At 35.9% G+C, this 16,327-nt stretch carries 12 protein-coding genes; 4 read left to right on the top strand and 8 right to left on the bottom strand.

All coding sequences use genetic code 11. The features are described 5' to 3' along the window. Nucleotides 1–29: 29 nt before the first annotated feature. The 5 genes from BR50_RS10560 to dnaE all read right to left on the bottom strand — a co-directional run bounded on the left by BR50_RS10560 (nucleotide 30) and on the right by dnaE (nucleotide 9,153). A complete protein-coding gene (locus tag BR50_RS10560) occupies nucleotides 30–917 on the bottom strand; it encodes a CvfB family protein (protein WP_034548513.1) in 888 nt (295 codons plus the stop codon). Between the two features lie 234 nt (nucleotides 918–1,151). Then, entirely contained in the window at nucleotides 1,152–2,909 is a 1,758-nt protein-coding gene (gene pyk, locus BR50_RS10555) for a pyruvate kinase (protein ID WP_034548511.1), read from the bottom strand. A gap of 56 nt (nucleotides 2,910–2,965) precedes the next feature. Then, complete coding sequence (gene pfkA / locus BR50_RS10550) at nucleotides 2,966–3,928, bottom strand: 6-phosphofructokinase (RefSeq protein ID WP_034548510.1); 963 nt, start codon at nucleotides 3,926–3,928, stop codon at nucleotides 2,966–2,968. 418 nt (nucleotides 3,929–4,346) lie between these two features. Then, a complete protein-coding gene (locus BR50_RS10545) occupies nucleotides 4,347–5,663 on the bottom strand; it encodes an IS1380 family transposase (RefSeq protein WP_034546789.1) in 1,317 nt (438 codons plus the stop codon). A gap of 145 nt (nucleotides 5,664–5,808) precedes the next feature. Next, nucleotides 5,809–9,153: a DNA polymerase III subunit alpha gene (dnaE, locus tag BR50_RS10540; protein WP_034548509.1), complete on the bottom strand. Its 3,345-nt coding sequence runs from the start codon at nucleotides 9,151–9,153 to the stop codon at nucleotides 5,809–5,811. Between the two features lie 197 nt (nucleotides 9,154–9,350). Between dnaE and BR50_RS10535 the strand changes: the two genes are divergently transcribed. Then, nucleotides 9,351–9,539 carry a YjzD family protein gene (locus BR50_RS10535; RefSeq protein ID WP_034548508.1) on the top strand — a complete coding sequence of 63 codons (189 nt, stop codon included), beginning with the start codon at nucleotides 9,351–9,353 and terminating at the stop codon, nucleotides 9,537–9,539. A 47-nt stretch (nucleotides 9,540–9,586) separates the two neighbouring features. Here the strand turns inward: BR50_RS10535 and clpB are convergent, their stop codons facing one another. The 3 genes from clpB to BR50_RS10520 form a co-directional block, all read right to left on the bottom strand. Further along, complete coding sequence (clpB, locus tag BR50_RS10530; RefSeq protein ID WP_034548507.1) at nucleotides 9,587–12,199, bottom strand: ATP-dependent chaperone ClpB; 2,613 nt, start codon at nucleotides 12,197–12,199, stop codon at nucleotides 9,587–9,589. Nucleotides 12,200–12,388: 189 nt separating this feature from the next. Then, nucleotides 12,389–12,724: a metal-sulfur cluster assembly factor gene (locus BR50_RS10525; RefSeq protein ID WP_034548506.1), complete on the bottom strand. Its 336-nt coding sequence runs from the start codon at nucleotides 12,722–12,724 to the stop codon at nucleotides 12,389–12,391. Between the two features lie 84 nt (nucleotides 12,725–12,808). After that, nucleotides 12,809–13,570 carry a prolyl oligopeptidase family serine peptidase gene (locus BR50_RS10520; RefSeq protein ID WP_034548505.1) on the bottom strand — a complete coding sequence of 254 codons (762 nt, stop codon included), beginning with the start codon at nucleotides 13,568–13,570 and terminating at the stop codon, nucleotides 12,809–12,811. Between the two features lie 135 nt (nucleotides 13,571–13,705). Here BR50_RS10520 and BR50_RS10515 point away from each other — a divergent pair, with 135 nt between their 5' ends. The 3 genes from BR50_RS10515 (at nucleotide 13,706) to BR50_RS10505 (ending at nucleotide 16,044) form a co-directional block, all read left to right on the top strand. Beyond that, a complete protein-coding gene (locus tag BR50_RS10515; protein ID WP_034548504.1) occupies nucleotides 13,706–14,518 on the top strand; it encodes a Cof-type HAD-IIB family hydrolase in 813 nt (270 codons plus the stop codon). A 129-nt stretch (nucleotides 14,519–14,647) separates the two neighbouring features. Continuing rightward, a complete protein-coding gene (locus BR50_RS10510; protein ID WP_034546224.1) occupies nucleotides 14,648–15,214 on the top strand; it encodes a helix-turn-helix domain-containing protein in 567 nt (188 codons plus the stop codon). After that, nucleotides 15,178–16,044: an IS3 family transposase gene (locus BR50_RS10505; protein ID WP_081884465.1), complete on the top strand. Its 867-nt coding sequence runs from the start codon at nucleotides 15,178–15,180 to the stop codon at nucleotides 16,042–16,044. Before BR50_RS10510 ends, BR50_RS10505 begins: the two co-directional genes overlap by 37 nt. Nucleotides 16,045–16,327: the final 283 nt, after the last annotated feature.

Below are 16,327 nucleotides of genomic sequence, written 5' to 3'. Positions count from 1 at the left end.
TTCTTTCATATAATTGAATGATTAAATTTTTATTCTTCTTCTTCTTCAAGTTTAGTTGAAGATTCAACAAGTTTTGTTTCGCCATCTTCCTGCACGATTAGACGTTGTTTCATTAAATTCCCAATTGCGCGCTTAAATTGACCTTTACTGATTCCAAAGCGATCTGCAATATCATCTGGAGAACTTTTATCGGTATATGGAAAACTACCTGTTTTCGTTCGTTCTAATATGGCCATCAGCATTGCTGCATCATCGCCAATAGCTTCATAAGCCCGTGGCATTAAAGAGACGTTTATCACACCATCTGATCTTACCCCAATAACACGTCCAGATACAACTTCGCCTAAACGAGGCTCATCTTTACGTTCTGAAGGATGAACAAAGCCTATTTGATTATCTTCCGTCAAAATGAAAGTCCCAATGACTTTCAAACGATAAGCTGTTCCTTTAATGTTTTGATTGATCAATTCTTCTGTTCCTTTTATTGCTAGCGATTGATACACTTCATCACTAGCTAGTTCTCCCCACATACGATCTTTATCGTCTACTCGAATAGTTATCAGTAAACGGTCACCTTTTTTAGGCCACAAATGTTTAATTGTAGGAAGTTCGTCAAGTGACACAACCAATTCTTTATCAGGCAACCCAATATCAACAAATACGCCTAAATCTTTTCTAGTATCTATAACGGTTCCCCACGCAAAATAACCTACTTGTACTTCAGGTATTTCTTGTGTCAACATATAGTCTTTATCCATAGAAATATAGGCAAAGCCTTCAACTGTATCACCTAATTTATAATCCATTCCTTCAGTTTTAGTTAGTTTATACGTTACACCATCTTTTTGTACAAAAAATGAGGTGTCATTTACGTCTGTAACAAGTCCAGTAATAATTTTTCCTAGTGATTGATTCATATTTTTTTCCTCCATAAGTTTAGAAATAGCCATCTTTTTTTGATTTATCGATCCATTCTCTCCATTTTATACGAAAAAGCAAAGAATAGAAAGAAAGTAGAAAAGAATCCACTATAAGTTTACCATATTTTTTTATGTAAACTAGAACTTTCAATTAATCAAAAAAAAAAAACTCTCTATCAGATCCAAAATCAATCCTCAAGAGAGTTTTGTTCATTAAAATTTTAGGTTCTATTAGATAGCTGTTGTTGCTCCACGGTAGACGATTCCACGACGTGAGTCGACAGTGATCAATTCATCATTTTTAATAAGAGTTGTAGCATTTTCAACATTCACAATAACAGGAATGTTCATTGCAATCGCAATGACAGCTGCATGACTAGTCAAGCCGCCTTGTTCTACTACTAAAGCTGATGATTTTTCAATTGCTAGCAAGTAGTCTTTATCCGTTGTTTTCACAACTAAAATTCCACCTTCAACAGCATTTTTATTTGCTTCTTCAGCACTTGTTGCAACAATTGCTTTACCAATAACAGCATCTGTCCCAACGCCTTGTCCGCTAACTAATTTAGTTCCGATCAATTGGATCTTCATTAGGTTAGTTGTGCCACGTTCGCCAACTGGTACACCAGCAGTAATGATAATTAGATCTCCTGCAGTTGCAAATCCAGTTTCTTGAGCGATCTTAGTTGCTAAGTGGAACATATCATCTGTTGAAGCTGGTTTTTCAGAAACAACTGGGTAAGCTCCCCAAGTTAATGCAAGACCACGCATTTGACGTTCTGTAAACGTAACAGCAACGATATTAGCTTTTGGACGGTATTTTGCGATCATACGTGCAGTATGTCCAGACTCAGTAGCTGCAACAATCGTTTGGATATTTAAATTACGTGCAGTGTGTCCTACTGATTGACCAATTGCTTCAGTCATATCTGTTTGGCTGTATGCTTTTAATGCAAAAGCATCTTGATTTACTAATGCTTCTTCAGTACGTATAGCAATACGAGTCATAGTTTGTACAGCTTCAATAGGGTAATCTCCAGCAGCTGTTTCTCCAGAAAGCATGATAGCATCTGTTCCATCAAAAATAGCGTTTGCTACGTCACTTGCTTCAGCGCGTGTTGGACGTGGGTTTTGTTGCATTGAGTCTAACATTTGTGTAGCAGTAATAACTGGTTTACCAGCTTGATTACATTTTTGGATAAGTGCTTTTTGAACGATAGGAACTTCTTCTGTAGGAATTTCAACTCCTAAATCTCCACGTGCAACCATTATTCCATTTGAAACTTTCAAGATTTCGTCGATGTTATCCACGCCTTCTTGGTTTTCAATTTTAGGAATGATTTGAACATGTGTCATGTTTTCTTCTTCAAGAATTTGAGTGATTTCTAATACATCAGATGCGCGACGTACAAAACTTGCTGCAATATAATCAATATCATTTTTTAGACCAAAACGAATATCGGCAGCATCTTTATCAGTAATTCCTGGTAAATTCACAGATACGCCTGGTACGTTAACACCTTTTTTATTTTTTAGTGTTCCTGGGTTTTGAACTAAAACAACAATTTCATTGTTTGCATGGTCTAATTCTGTTATTTCAAGATCTATTAAACCATCATCTAGTAAGATGTGAGTACCTACTTCTATATCATTGATCAATTCAGGATAAGTGATTGAGAATTTTTCTTTTGTTCCTTCAACTTCTGTCATTGAGATACGAACAACGTCTCCTGTTTCAAATTCAACAAGACCATCTTTCATGTTGTGTGTACGCATTTCAGGACCTTTTGTATCTAATAGAATAGCTACCATTTTGCCAGTACGTTTTGAAGCTTCACGAATATTTATGATGCGTGCACCATGCTCTTCGAAGTCCCCATGTGAAAAGTTTAAGCGGGCTACGTTCATACCTGCATCTATCATTTGAACCAATTGTTCAACTTTTTCACTTGCTGGACCAATCGTACATACAATCTTTGTTTTTTTCATTCTATTATCGCTCCTAACAGCATTTTTTATTACAATTTTTAAAGTTTGTAATCAATTTAATAAGATATTTCTTGATTTAATTTGTATAAACTGACATCTGGCATGTGTTTTTTTGTATTTAAAGTTTCAATAATATCATTTTCAACAATTTTATTGTCCACGATACCTACACATAGGCCACCTCTGCCAACTTTTAATAGATCTACAGCTCTAGCACCAAAAACACTTGATAGAACTCGGTCACGAGCTGTTGGAGAACCGCCACGTTGAACATGTCCTAAGACAGTAACACGGGCTTGATAATCTCCAAATTTTGATAATTCTTCTGCAAATTCGTTCCCATTCATTACGCCTTCAGCTAGGATAATGATGCTGTGTTTTTTACCACGTTCACGGCCTTTTTGAATCGTATTAGCAATTTCTTCCATATTAAAGTCTATGTCAGGAATGACAATTTGTTCTGCTCCTCCTGCTACACCAGTCCATAATGCGATATCTCCTGCATTACGTCCCATAACTTCAATAATGAAAGTACGCACATGGCTTGTTGCCGTATCACGTATTTTATCAACAGAATCTAATACTGTATTAATAGCAGTATCAAATCCGATACAGAAATCAGTACCTGGTATATCATTATCGATCGTACCTGGCAAAGCGACTGTTGGATAGCCATGTCTGGTCAACGCTGCAGCACCCATGTAAGAACCATCTCCGCCGATAACAACTAAACCTTCGATCCCAAATTTTTTCAATTGTTCAATACCTTTTAATTGACCTTCTTCAGTAGCGAATTCAGGATAACGAGCAGAATAAAGAAAAGTTCCACCTCTTGAAATCTTATCGCCTACATCTCTACGAGTTAATTTGCGTATATCACCAGCTACCAAACCAGCATAGCCATAGTTGATACCATATACTTCCATACCTTCATAATGACCTTTACGTACAACAGCTCGAATAGCTGCATTCATTCCTGGAGCATCTCCACCACTTGTTAAAACAGCAATGCGTTTCATATTGACTTCACCTCATAAAATAGATTAAAGTAAACAGCTTTTCTAAACAATTCATAACTAGCATTATTTAAAAAAACTTTTACTCATTACACTTAATATTTTAGCACACATATTCTTTTTTTAACCTGCTAACATAAGCTCACCTGTTATTCTACCACTTTTATAACTTTTTGTCCTTTTAAAAATCAGATTTCGCGAAAAAATAATTATATTTAATTATCCTGAATGATTCATACTTTTTTCAAAAAATAAAAATTAGTGTGTTTTTCACTTCATTCAGGACAGTAGCTTGTTTGGTTTACTGATTTTACTTCAAATTTACAAAGCACTCATTTTTTTGTCAGGCAATTAAGATTTTTGGGCATACTGACCCCTTGGAATGAGCCATTTTTTTTAACTATTGTATTGAGTATGAGTGCTACTCCCATTTAAAATGCTGGATATTCCACAAGATTTTACGAAAGAGTTTCTGATAAACGTGGGAGGAACTGAGTTTCAAAGAGGTTTTCCTTCCCGAATGAACAAGCTTACCTGCCACTTTAAATAAGAACAAGCGAATGGTTGATACTTGAAAACCTTTGGTTTCTTTCGTAAAACAAAGAGTACGCATAAAATTGACCATGTTATAAGCTAGTACGCTCACCATCATGCGTGCATGATTTTCTAAGAAACGAGGGCTGTCGGTTTTATCGAAATAAAACCCATTTTTGGCCTCTTTAATATAATTTTCCATGGTTCCTCTTTTAGAATAAGTTTGAAAGACCGCTTCTGCAGAAATATCTTCTGATAAATTAGTTACGATAAATTCATGTCGAGCAATCAATTCTGTTGCTTCACGCGTAGATTTAATACAAACTCTTCGTGAATGTGACCAGCTCTTCGCTTGATAGAGTACAGAAGCGTAGTGAACTTCTTTTCTATACCAATCGTGTTGATCATCTATAGAGATAAATTGCTCAGCGATTTTGCCTAATTTGCGATTCGATTTCAATCGAATAACATAAAAATTTCGACGTTCTTCACATAGCTCATATAATTCAGGAGTTGCAAAACCACTATCGGCACGCACTAGAATAGAACTTACAGGTACGGTTTCTTGATAATGGTCAAAAAGTGGTTGGACAAAATCTGCCACACCATTGGATGTGTACACGTTACCAGAACGAAGTTCTGCTTTCAATAAATCACCGGTCAAGCCTTCAAAGGCAACTAGCGGATGATAGCCATTCGTTTGGTAATGAGCGTTATAATTCGAATTTTCTTGATTCCCGAAGGTATCCGAATGAGTTGAGTCTAAATCAAAAATCATCTCAGTTGTATTACGTGCAGTCCGTACTTTATCAAGCAGGATTTGATTGACTTCTTGCAATTGGAAAATATTTTCTTGATTTAACCGATCCCAAAAGCGAGAAATAGACGGTTGTGAAGCAAGTTGTTCTTTAGCTAATAGGCTCTGGAAAATGGGATCTTTTGATAAAATGTCAGCCGAAGAATCTGTTTGATAGCCACCAATCAATTGAAAAATAATTTGTTCAATTATCGCCTGATTAGTATGTTTATGATAAAGTCGATTATCATTAATGATGAGGTTTTGTTTTAAAATATTAGAAAAATTAATGGTGTGCATAAACTCCTTAACTAATATTAACCCGGAATCTGAGGATAAATTACCACCAGAATGTGATACCGAAATGTTTGAATTGAAAAGTAACCGATTTTCATGTAAAATTGCCATAGAGAGAACCCCTTTCTTTGGTTACGTTTAGGTGATTTAACCATAACAGATTGGGGTTTTTTTTGCACACCCAAAGGGTGTTGAGAAATCCAGCTTAAACTAGCGCTAGAACAGTTTTTCCAGAGCATTTCAAAAAAAGTATGAATTATTCAGGATTATTTTTGATTACAACATTTTCTTTTCCAAGAAGTTTTTTTAATTGTTCAAGAAGTTCAGTAGTATCCTCGATCCAATTTTCTTCTGCTAAAACAATTTTCTTATTCGTTTGCATATAGTATAAAACAACTGGAATATTCCCTTTTGATTTTATCATCAGCTTTTTCATCTGCCCTAAAGTTTCATTATTATTTTGTTCTGCCTGTATCCGGATAAAACATTTTTTAGTTGTATGGTTGTCAGCAATTCTAGCAGCGTCATCCATTTGATTGACAATCATTTGAGGCGGTCCTTCTTGCTTCGTCTCCACTTTTCCCGATACATATAAAATCGTTCCATTTGTAAGCAGATCAATAAACTGACGATATTTTATTGGAAAAAGGGTGAGCGAACAATCTCCTGAAGTATCGCTGATGGTCACAAAGGCCATCGATTCGCCTTTTTTTGTTCGGATTTTGTGAACATTTTTTATCATTCCTATTACTCTGCTTGTTTTCCCAACTGTCAGTTCACTCATGTAGTCAACTTGTTTCCATTGTCGTAGTTGGTCGTACTTTTCTGTTGGATGACCGGATAAATAGGTGCCTAAATATTGCTCTTCTGTTTCCAACTTTTCTTCTATTGTCAGATCCGGAGCAAATTCATATTTAGGTTTTAATAATTCAAACAAATCACTATTATTCCCACTCATCTTTATGCTTTGAACGATTCCTTCAACTGAAGCTAAGAGCGTTCCTCTCGAATACTCAAATCGATCAAATGCTCCAGCATAAATCAACGGTTTGATATACTCAGGCTTCAACCATTTTTTATCTACTCTTTTAAGAAAATCGATCAAATCTAAATAATTTCCATCGTTCTTTCGCTTTTGGATCATTTCGACGATCATATCTCTTCTTAATCCTTTAATTGAATTGAATCCAAACAAAATATTGTTTCCAGTTAGTGTAAAGCCGCTGAAGCTATCATTGATATCAGGTGAAAGAACTTTGATGGTTCTTTTTTTTGCTTCAATGATGTATTCCTTCATTTTAGTCGAATTGTTTAAAGCAGAATTCAATAACGCTACAAAAAAAGCATTAGGGTAATGAGCTTTTAAATAGGCCATCTGGTAGGCAATAAAAGAGTACGCAACCGCATGGGAACGGTTAAAACCATAATTTGCAAATCGTTCGATATAATCATAGACTTGCTTAGCCACCTCTTCAGTATAGCCAAGTTTGTCGGCACCGGAGATAAAATGGTTCCTTTCTTTATCAATAATTACTTTTTGTTTTTTCCCGATTGCTCTTCTTAAAATATCCGCTTGACCTAATGTGTATCCGCCCATCTTTGCAGCCACTTGCATGACTTGTTCCTGGTACACCATTACACCATATGTGACAGCTAAAATAGCTGATAGACTTTCATGAGGGTATTCAATCGGGAGAATACCTTTTTTTCTTTTGATAAACGTATCGATCTGTTCCATGGGACCGGGACGATACAACGCATTTACAGCTGCAATATCCTCGATCGAGGATGGTTCTAATCTGCGAAGGACATTTTTGATCCCTGCAGATTCAAATTGAAATATTCCTACCATATCTGCTTGACGAAATAATCGAAGCGTTTCTTGATCTTGCATTGAGATTTTTAACAAATCGATGCGTTCCCCGGTTTCTCTTTGAATAAGTTTCAGTGCATTATCTATGATAGTTAAATTCTTCAACCCTAAAAAATCCATTTTCAACAAACCGATTTCTTCCACATTTCCCATCGGATACTGTGTTAACAGTAGCTCTCCTCCACCTTGCTGCAAAGGGACGTAACGCGTTAAAGATTTATCGCTGATGACGATACCTGCTGCATGCGTTGATATATGTCGCGGCAATCCTTCGATTTTTTTAGCCGTCTCAAATAGAAGCGTATTTTTATCATTTTCTCCAACTATCTTTTTGAGAGATGAAGAAAGTTGATAGGCTTTTTCTAATGTTATCCCAAGTACCTTTGGAATAGCTTTAGACCAGATATTCGCTTCTGCAGGGCTCAGGCCAAATACTCGCGCTACATCTTTTAAAGCCATTTTAGCAGCCAAGGTTCCAAAAGTAGCTATTTGAGCAACATGATTTACACCATACTTATTTTTTACATATTGTAAAATTTCTTCTCGCCGATTATCTGGAAAATCCAAATCAATATCAGGCATTGTATAACGTTCTTCATTTAAAAATCGTTCAAATAACAGATCATACTCAATTGGATCAACATCAGTAATTTCAAGTAAGTAAGCAACTAGCGAGCCGGCCGCTGAACCTCTACCTGCACCCGTCACAATTTTCACTTTATGAGCGTAAGCCATTACGTCCCACACAATTAAAAAATAATCTTCAAATCCCATTTTTTCAATAACTGTCAACTCATGATCTAAACGTTTAGTGTATCGTTCATCTGATTTGGGTACTCTTAAATGCAATCCTTTCAAACATTGTTCTTTTAAGAATTCAGTTGTCTTTCTCTCTTTCGCTAAAGGAAATTTTGGCAGCAATTGCTGGTTCAATGCTATTTCTACATCGATCATGGCAGCTATTTCATTGGTTCGCTGAGCTGCTTTTTCCAAGCCGTTATCTTTGAATATTTTTTCTGTTTGACTGCTTTCAGGCAAATAATATTCGCCTGAAATAACCGCATTTTCAATCGAGAGAACTTCGCCTTTGTCGATTGCTCTTAAAACATTCGTGCTAAAGTCATCCGTTGCATCAATGTATCGAATATCTTGCAACGCAACAGTAGCGATTCCTGTTTCAGCTGCTAATGCATTCAACTCATCTTTGATCGCTTTTAGTTTTGGTTGGAGTTGGACCCCTAAATAAAATTGGTCCGCTGGAAATATATTTTGCCATTCTTTTACAACTATTGCTGCGGAATTCCTCTCATTTTGGAGCAATAATTTTTCAACTTCTCCTTCTTCTCCAGGTGTCAGCGCAATTAAATTTTGACTATGTGGCTTGATACGTTCGATCGTTAAGCGCTCATTTTCAGTTAATAACATTTTTTCACTTGAAAGAGCCATCAAACTTTCATATCCCTCAACATTTTTTGCTAACAATATAATCGAATGGTTCTCTTCTTTTTTTATAATACCGCCAACATCCAACGTTAAGCCTAAAATAGGCTTGATTTGATGTTTTTTACACATTTTATAAAAATCAACCATCCCATATAAGATATTGTGATCGGTCAAGGCTATTGCTTGATAACCTCTTTCTTTAGCATTGATCACTAATTTTTCAATTGTAATGGTACTTTGTAATAGACTATAGGAACTAATAACTTGCAATTGTACAAATGACATTTTTGTCACTCCATTCTAACTTGCTATTTACCATTATACCCTTCTAAGATTCGGATACGCAAACCTTCTAAACGAACTTTTTATTCTTACTTGATCATCCCAAAGCGGAATGTTATCAAAAAAAATCTATTGACTTCTACTTTACAAACTTCTTGAAAGTGATAGAATGAACTTGTAAAAGAAGAGGGGTCAAATTTATGAAATATTTAGTAACTTTATTTTGGGGATTCTTTATAGGACAAGCGGTAAATTACATTGGAAGTTCATTATCCGGTAGTTCATATGATTTTGTACTTGCTTCAGGTATGGGATTATTTATCGGGGTCATGGTTATTTTGATTGCCAAAACTCTTCCTGATCAAAGACATGAGCATGCCACTAAATAAACTTAAATAAACAAAAAAAGACATTCTGGTGAATGTCTTTTTTTTGTTTATTTATCTAGAATTACCGTTTCATAAGATAATTGATCCGCTTCTAAAGTAATCGTAACTTTAGATTTTGGTGGAATCTCCCCAGAAATAATACCTTTAGCTAAGGGCGTTTCTACCTGTTTAGTAATGAATCTCTTTAACGGTCTTGCTCCATACATAGGATCATAAGCTTTTTCTGCTATCCATACTTGTGCTTCTTCTGAAATGGACAGCTCAATATCTTGTTCTGCCAATCGTAAAGCCAAATCGCGTGTCAATTTAAGAATAATTTTCTTCACAACATCTATACCTAAAGGTGCGAATAAAATCGTATCATCGATTCGATTTAAAAATTCTGGTTTAAAGGATGTTTTTAACAATGACATCACGTGTTCTTTCGTCGCTTCTTTTATTTGTCCTTGTGCATCTGTGCCTTCTAGCAATAAAACAGAGCCAATATTGCTTGTCATGATTAAAACAGTGTTTTTAAAATCAACCATTCTGCCTTTTGAGTCTGTTAGGCGTCCATCATCTAATACTTGTAACAAAATATTAAACACATCAGGATGAGCTTTTTCTATCTCATCTAACAAAACAATCGTATACGGACTTCTTCTCACCGCTTCAGTTAGTTGCCCACCTTCATCATAACCGATATAACCAGGAGGTGCTCCTATCAATCTTGAAACAGTATGTTTTTCCATATATTCACTCATATCGATCCGCACCATATGGTCTTGCGAATCAAATAAGTTTTCAGCTAACGCTTTAGCTAATTCCGTTTTCCCTACACCAGTAGGTCCTAAAAATAGGAATGAACCTAGCGGACGATTTGGATCTTGAATACCTGCTCGAGCCCTTATAACTGCATCTGACACACTTTGTACTGCTTCTTCTTGACCAATGACCCGTTCACTTAATGCTGTATTTAAATGCATCAATTTTTCGCGTTCTCCTTTGATCAACTTACTGACGGGAATGCCTGTCATCCGGCCGATAACGACTGCGATTTCTTCTTCAGTAACCGATTCTTGTACCAGTCTGACTTGATCGTCTTGCGCTGCTAACTGTTGCTCTTCAAGCATTTTCAATTCCTTCTCCAAAGCCGGGATCTGCCCATGTCTTAGAACAGCGGCACGTTCTAAATCATAATTACCCTCGGCCTCTTCTAATTCATGGCGTGCTTTTTCGATTTCAGCACGTTTATCACGTAATTTAGCTACTTCTTCTTTTTCAGTCTCCCACTTCATTTTCAGGTGATTAGCATCTTCACGTAAATTAGATAATTCCTCTTGGATGATTGCTAATCTTCGCATACTAGCATCATCTTTTTCTTTTTTCAATGCAGCTTCTTCTATTTCTAATTGCATCAATCGGCGAGAAACTTGGTCTAATTCAGTAGGCCTTGAATTCATTTCAACCCGAATAGTCGCACACGCTTCATCTATCAAGTCGATTGCTTTATCCGGTAGGAATCGATCCGTAATATAACGATTGGATAATGTTGCAGCAGCAACTAGGGCATTATCATGGATATTTACACTGTGATGGATCTCAAATCGTTCTTTTAATCCTCTTAAAATACTGATAGTCTCTTCCACTGTCGGTTCATTAATGAGTACTTTTTGGAATCGTCTTTCAAGAGCTTTATCAGTTTCCATGTATTTTCGATATTCATCTAGTGTTGTCGCACCAATACAATGCAGTTCGCCTCGGGCTAACATCGGTTTCAATAGATTCCCTGCATCCATGCTGCCTTCCGTTTTCCCAGCTCCAACGATCGTATGGATCTCATCAATAAATAAGATGATCTGTCCTTCGCTTTTTTTCACTTCTTTTAATACCGCTTTCAAACGTTCTTCAAACTCTCCTCGATATTTTGCCCCTGCAATCAACGATCCCATATCTAATGAAAAAATAGTTTTTCCTTTTAGATTTTCTGGTACATCTTTTCGGACGATCCGCTGGGCTAATCCTTCCACTATAGCTGTCTTACCTACTCCAGGTTCTCCAATCAATACCGGATTATTTTTAGTTTTACGAGATAAAATACGAATCATATCACGAATTTCATCATCTCTTCCGATAACCGGATCCTGGTCTCCACTTTTTACAGCTTTGACTAAATCCGTTCCATATTTTTCGAGTGCCTGATAAGTTTCTTCTTGATTTTGTGAGGTCACACGATCTCCTCCTCTTATTTTTTTAATTTCATTTTCTAATTTTTTTTCAGTTAAGCCATTTTTAGTTAAATAATTAGTCAAACTATGGTTCTTTAATTGCATTAGCGCTAGTAAAACGATTTCAGTTGAAAGAAAATCATCTTGAAAATCAGTTCTGATTTTATCGGCTTCCGTTAATAGACGGTATAAGTTTTGACTCATACCCTGTCCATATTGAACATTTAATCCTTCAACAGTAGGGTATTTATCCAATTCTTGATCTACAAAAAACTCGAATTTTTCTGTATCGATTTCTAAAGATTGGTAAAGCCCACGCGCAAAATGATCTGGCGTTAAAAAGATCTTCCATAAATGAAGAAGATCGATTTCCTGATGTTTTCTTGTTACGGCGATGCTTTGTGCTTCTCCAAGGGTTTGCTGCATTGTAGTAGTCATCTTTTCGATATCCATTGGAACTCCTCCTTGATTTACCTAATTTCAGTATACTAATTTGGTCAATAAAGGTAAAACGAAACGCCTGAGTCTTCACCTATTTTGTTGATTCATTATAATAAATTTTTACTCCCAAAACAAAGTTCTGGTTTTAGTGCGGATACTAAAAAAGTTTACCCTAACTTTTTTAGTAGAGTAAACTTTTCTTTATCTTACACCTAATGCAATTCTTGCATAGCGGCTCATTTTACTTGTATCCCAGGCTGGATACCAGACTAATTTTACTTCAGTTGAAGAAATTTCAGGGATCGTTTGCATTGCTTTCATAATGTCATCGGTTATAGTATCCACTAAGGGACAGCCCATCGTAGTTAGCGTTAATTTTATTACGCAATGTTTGTCTTCAGCGATTTCGACACCGTAAATTAAACCCAAGTTCACGATATCAATGTTCAATTCAGGATCAATGACCTGCTCTAAAGCAGAAAGTATTTCCCCTTTGATTTCATTTATTTTTTCTTCATTCCAGTTAGTCGGTTCCACGAGTTAGACACCTTCTCTTTTTGATATTATATTACCTCTTGTCTTCCTAAAAGTAAATTATTTCAACGAGAGATCCTATTTTCTTTATAAGTGTTTATCGAAAAATTCGGCTGTTTCAACCGAAATCATATGCGGTACATGATGACCATAGCTTTCAGTTGTTGTAAAGCTCACATGTTTTCCATAATCTTGATTTTTTATTTTTTTATAAAAATCGAAAGTAGGTTGATAAGGCACTAAATCATCGTCTTCATCATGCCAAAAGTGGATAAATTTCCCAGCAATTTTTTCCGGTTGTAAATCAAGTGAAATAATTTTTAACGACTCTATAGCCGGAGCAAATTGTTTTGACTCAAAATCGATTTCTGCTCCTGTTTGCCATTTGGATGATAATAACCACTTAGAAAAAGAAATTGGCGAGGGACTTCCCATTAGAACAACCGCTGTTTTTAGCCAAGGATATTGCGTTAAAATGGCGCTCGCTGTCATACCGCCCATTGAGAGGCCTGATACCCCAACACGGCTTTGGTCCGTCAATCCTGCTTTAACATAGTGATCGATTATAGCAGGGAATTCAATAATATTATGCTGCACAACATCCCAAAACTCTAAACTTCTCTCTTCTACTGGTATCCCTTTGCTTCTTTCTCCATGCAAATAGGCTTCAGGAATTAATGCTCTAAATCCTTTTTTAGCAATTTCATAACCATGGACCAAAGAACTTTCTTTAAGATTTGTCCATCCATGATAAAAAACAACCGTTGGCAAGATCTCATTTAGCCTTTCTGTTAAAACAACTTCTAATATCGGAATTCCATTAATGGATTTGTGCTCTACTGTTATCATCTATCTATCCTCTTTCTGTATTCATTCTTATAGACTTTATGGTACACTATTTGTGTAGATTCTATGTAGTAAGTGTATCATAAACGAAACCTAGAAACTTTTATAAAATAAATGAATAATAGTTGGAGGATCTTGATGAATAAAAAATTAATTGCTCTAGATTTAGATGGGACCACATTAAATAATCGTTCAGAAATTTCGGTTAGGACCCAAAATACTTTGAAGACTTTAAGAAATGCCGGTCACCTTGTTTCAATCGTTACAGGCAGACCATACAGAAACAGTAAACAGTTCTATACTCAATTAGGTATGGAAACGCCTATTGTAAACTTTAATGGCGCTTTGTGTCACTTACCAGATCAATTGAATTGGGAATCACAGTACCACAAAACATTAGATCGTGAGATTGCCTTAGATATGCTGACATTAAAAAAAGAATTAAATATCCATTTAATTGCAGCAGAACTAAAAGATACCGTTTTTGCAGATAATTATTTCGTTCCTTACAACGGCTTCTTTCCAGAAGGAAGCAATAGGGCTTCAAAACTTACGGCATCTAGTTTGAAAGAAGATCCTACTGCTGTTTGTGTTTTTACAGATGCAGAAAATCAAGCCTATATTATTGAAAAAATCTCAGCTCGTTATGGCGATACTGTTGAAATTAGAACTTGGGGCGGACAATCACCTTGTTTAGAAATCGTTGCAGCCGGTGTGCAAAAAGCACTAGGTGTTGAACGCATTGCACAAGTATATGGCATCAAACAAAAAGATATTATTGCTTTTGGTGATGAAGACAATGATTATGAAATGATCCAATACGCTGGACACGGCGTAGTTATGAAAAATGGGATCGATACTTTAAAACATATTTCAAATGATATAACAGAAAAAACCAATAATGAAGATGGGCTAGCTCATTATTTAGAAAATTACTTTGGATTAGTTTAATAGTTGATCTTGATCAACCATTAAAAAAGTGAGTTTGGGACATAACTAGCTGAGAATAGGAAAAAGAGTTTGTTTAGGTAGCGACCCCCAAAAGTTAGAGTGAAATCTAAACTTTTGGGGGTTGTTTTTATGACAAAATATAGTGAAGAATTTAAGTTACAAGTTGTTCAAGAGTATCTAAACGGCCCTTTGGGCTTTCAATTACTAGCGAAGAAATATGCTCTTTCCTCTACAACTCCCCTTAATAATTGGGTAAAGGCATACCGAAAACTTGGTTTGGACGGTTTAAAAAGGAAACAGACGAAAGCAGCTTACTCTGTTCAATTTAAGGTAGATGTATTACACTTTATAAAACAGACAGGCACTTCTTATTCAGATACAGCCATTACCTTCGGCATGAATAATCCTTCCCTTATCGCAAATTGGAATCAAGCTTTCCAAGGCAAGGGAATTGAAGGCCTAAAACCACACCCAAAGGGGCGTCCTTCAATGACTAAAAAACCAAAAAAACAGCAACTGAAACCAGGCACATCAGCAGATTGTTCTAGACAAGAATTAGAACGAGAAATTGAACTACTGAAATTGGAGAATGCCTATTTAAAAAAGTTGAAAGCTTTTCAGAAGAATCCCGACGTCTTTCTCGAAAAGCACAAGCAGCAGTGGCATACGAACTTAAAGAAGAAGGATTCAAACTAAAAGATATCCTTCTGGTGGTGGGTATTCCAGAGTCAACCTATCACTATTACGTAAAGCAATTAAAAAAAATAGATAGTAATCAGCGACTAAAAGAACAGATTGAACAACTTTTCTTTCAGTTCAAAGAGCGATTTGGATACAAACGCATTACAAATGAACTGAAGAAACTAGGTTATAGTGTCAATCACAAGAAAGTTTATCGTCTCATGAAAGAAATGGGTTTGAAGTGTGTTAAATTTATTAGAAAATCTCGGAAATATAACTCTTATAAAGGAAAAGTAGGCACTATTGCCAAGAATAAGTTAAATAGACGCTTCTCTACATCCATCACTTTACAGAAGCTCGTCACCGACGTGACAGAGTTTAAATGTACAGGCGGAGAAAAGCTCTACCTTAGTCCTATTCTAGATCTATTTAATAGTGAAGTGATAGCTTATGGAATAAATAAACGACCTATCCTGGACTTAGTGATGAAACCTTTGGAAGAAGCCATCGGCATGCTTAAAGAATACGCCACGGTTCGTACCACTCTTCATTCTGATCAAGGTTGGCAGTATCAGCATAATCATTGGGTCAAAACACTAAAGAAAAATAACGTTTTTCAGAGTATGTCTCGCAAGGCGACTTGTGCAGATAATGCGGCAATAGAAAATTTCTTCGGCATCCTAAAACAAGAAATGTATCATGGGGAGAAATTAGTCAGTTATGAGGAATTGAAATCAAGAATTGAAGAATATATCGAATGGTATAATCATGTTCGATCAAAAGCAAAATTGGCTGGCTTAAGTCCGGTAGAATACCGAATTCAAACCAGCCAATCAGCTGAATAATAAAAACTCTAACTTTTAGGGGTCAGCACCTTATCAGGAAACTGATAAACAAACTCTTTTTTTGATATAGATATCTATATCGATTGGTCAATAAATGGTATTGGTCTTTTAAAAGAAATTTCAAGTGAGTGATCAAACTGATCTGTTAACGCCAAAAATTATAGACCCTATATATTTGAATCATAAAATGTTCAATCTATTTTTGTTTTATTTTCTACCGATGAGGCTACTTTTTAGCAGTACCTCTAGAATCAATAGTTGGATAGGCAAAGAGGCTCGGGCT

The organism is Carnobacterium alterfunditum DSM 5972 (assembly GCF_000744115.1).
Classification (GTDB): domain Bacteria; phylum Bacillota; class Bacilli; order Lactobacillales; family Carnobacteriaceae; genus Carnobacterium_B; species Carnobacterium_B alterfunditum.
The sequence above is the reverse complement of the archived record's forward strand: the minus strand, read 5'-3'. Positions and strand labels throughout refer to the sequence as shown.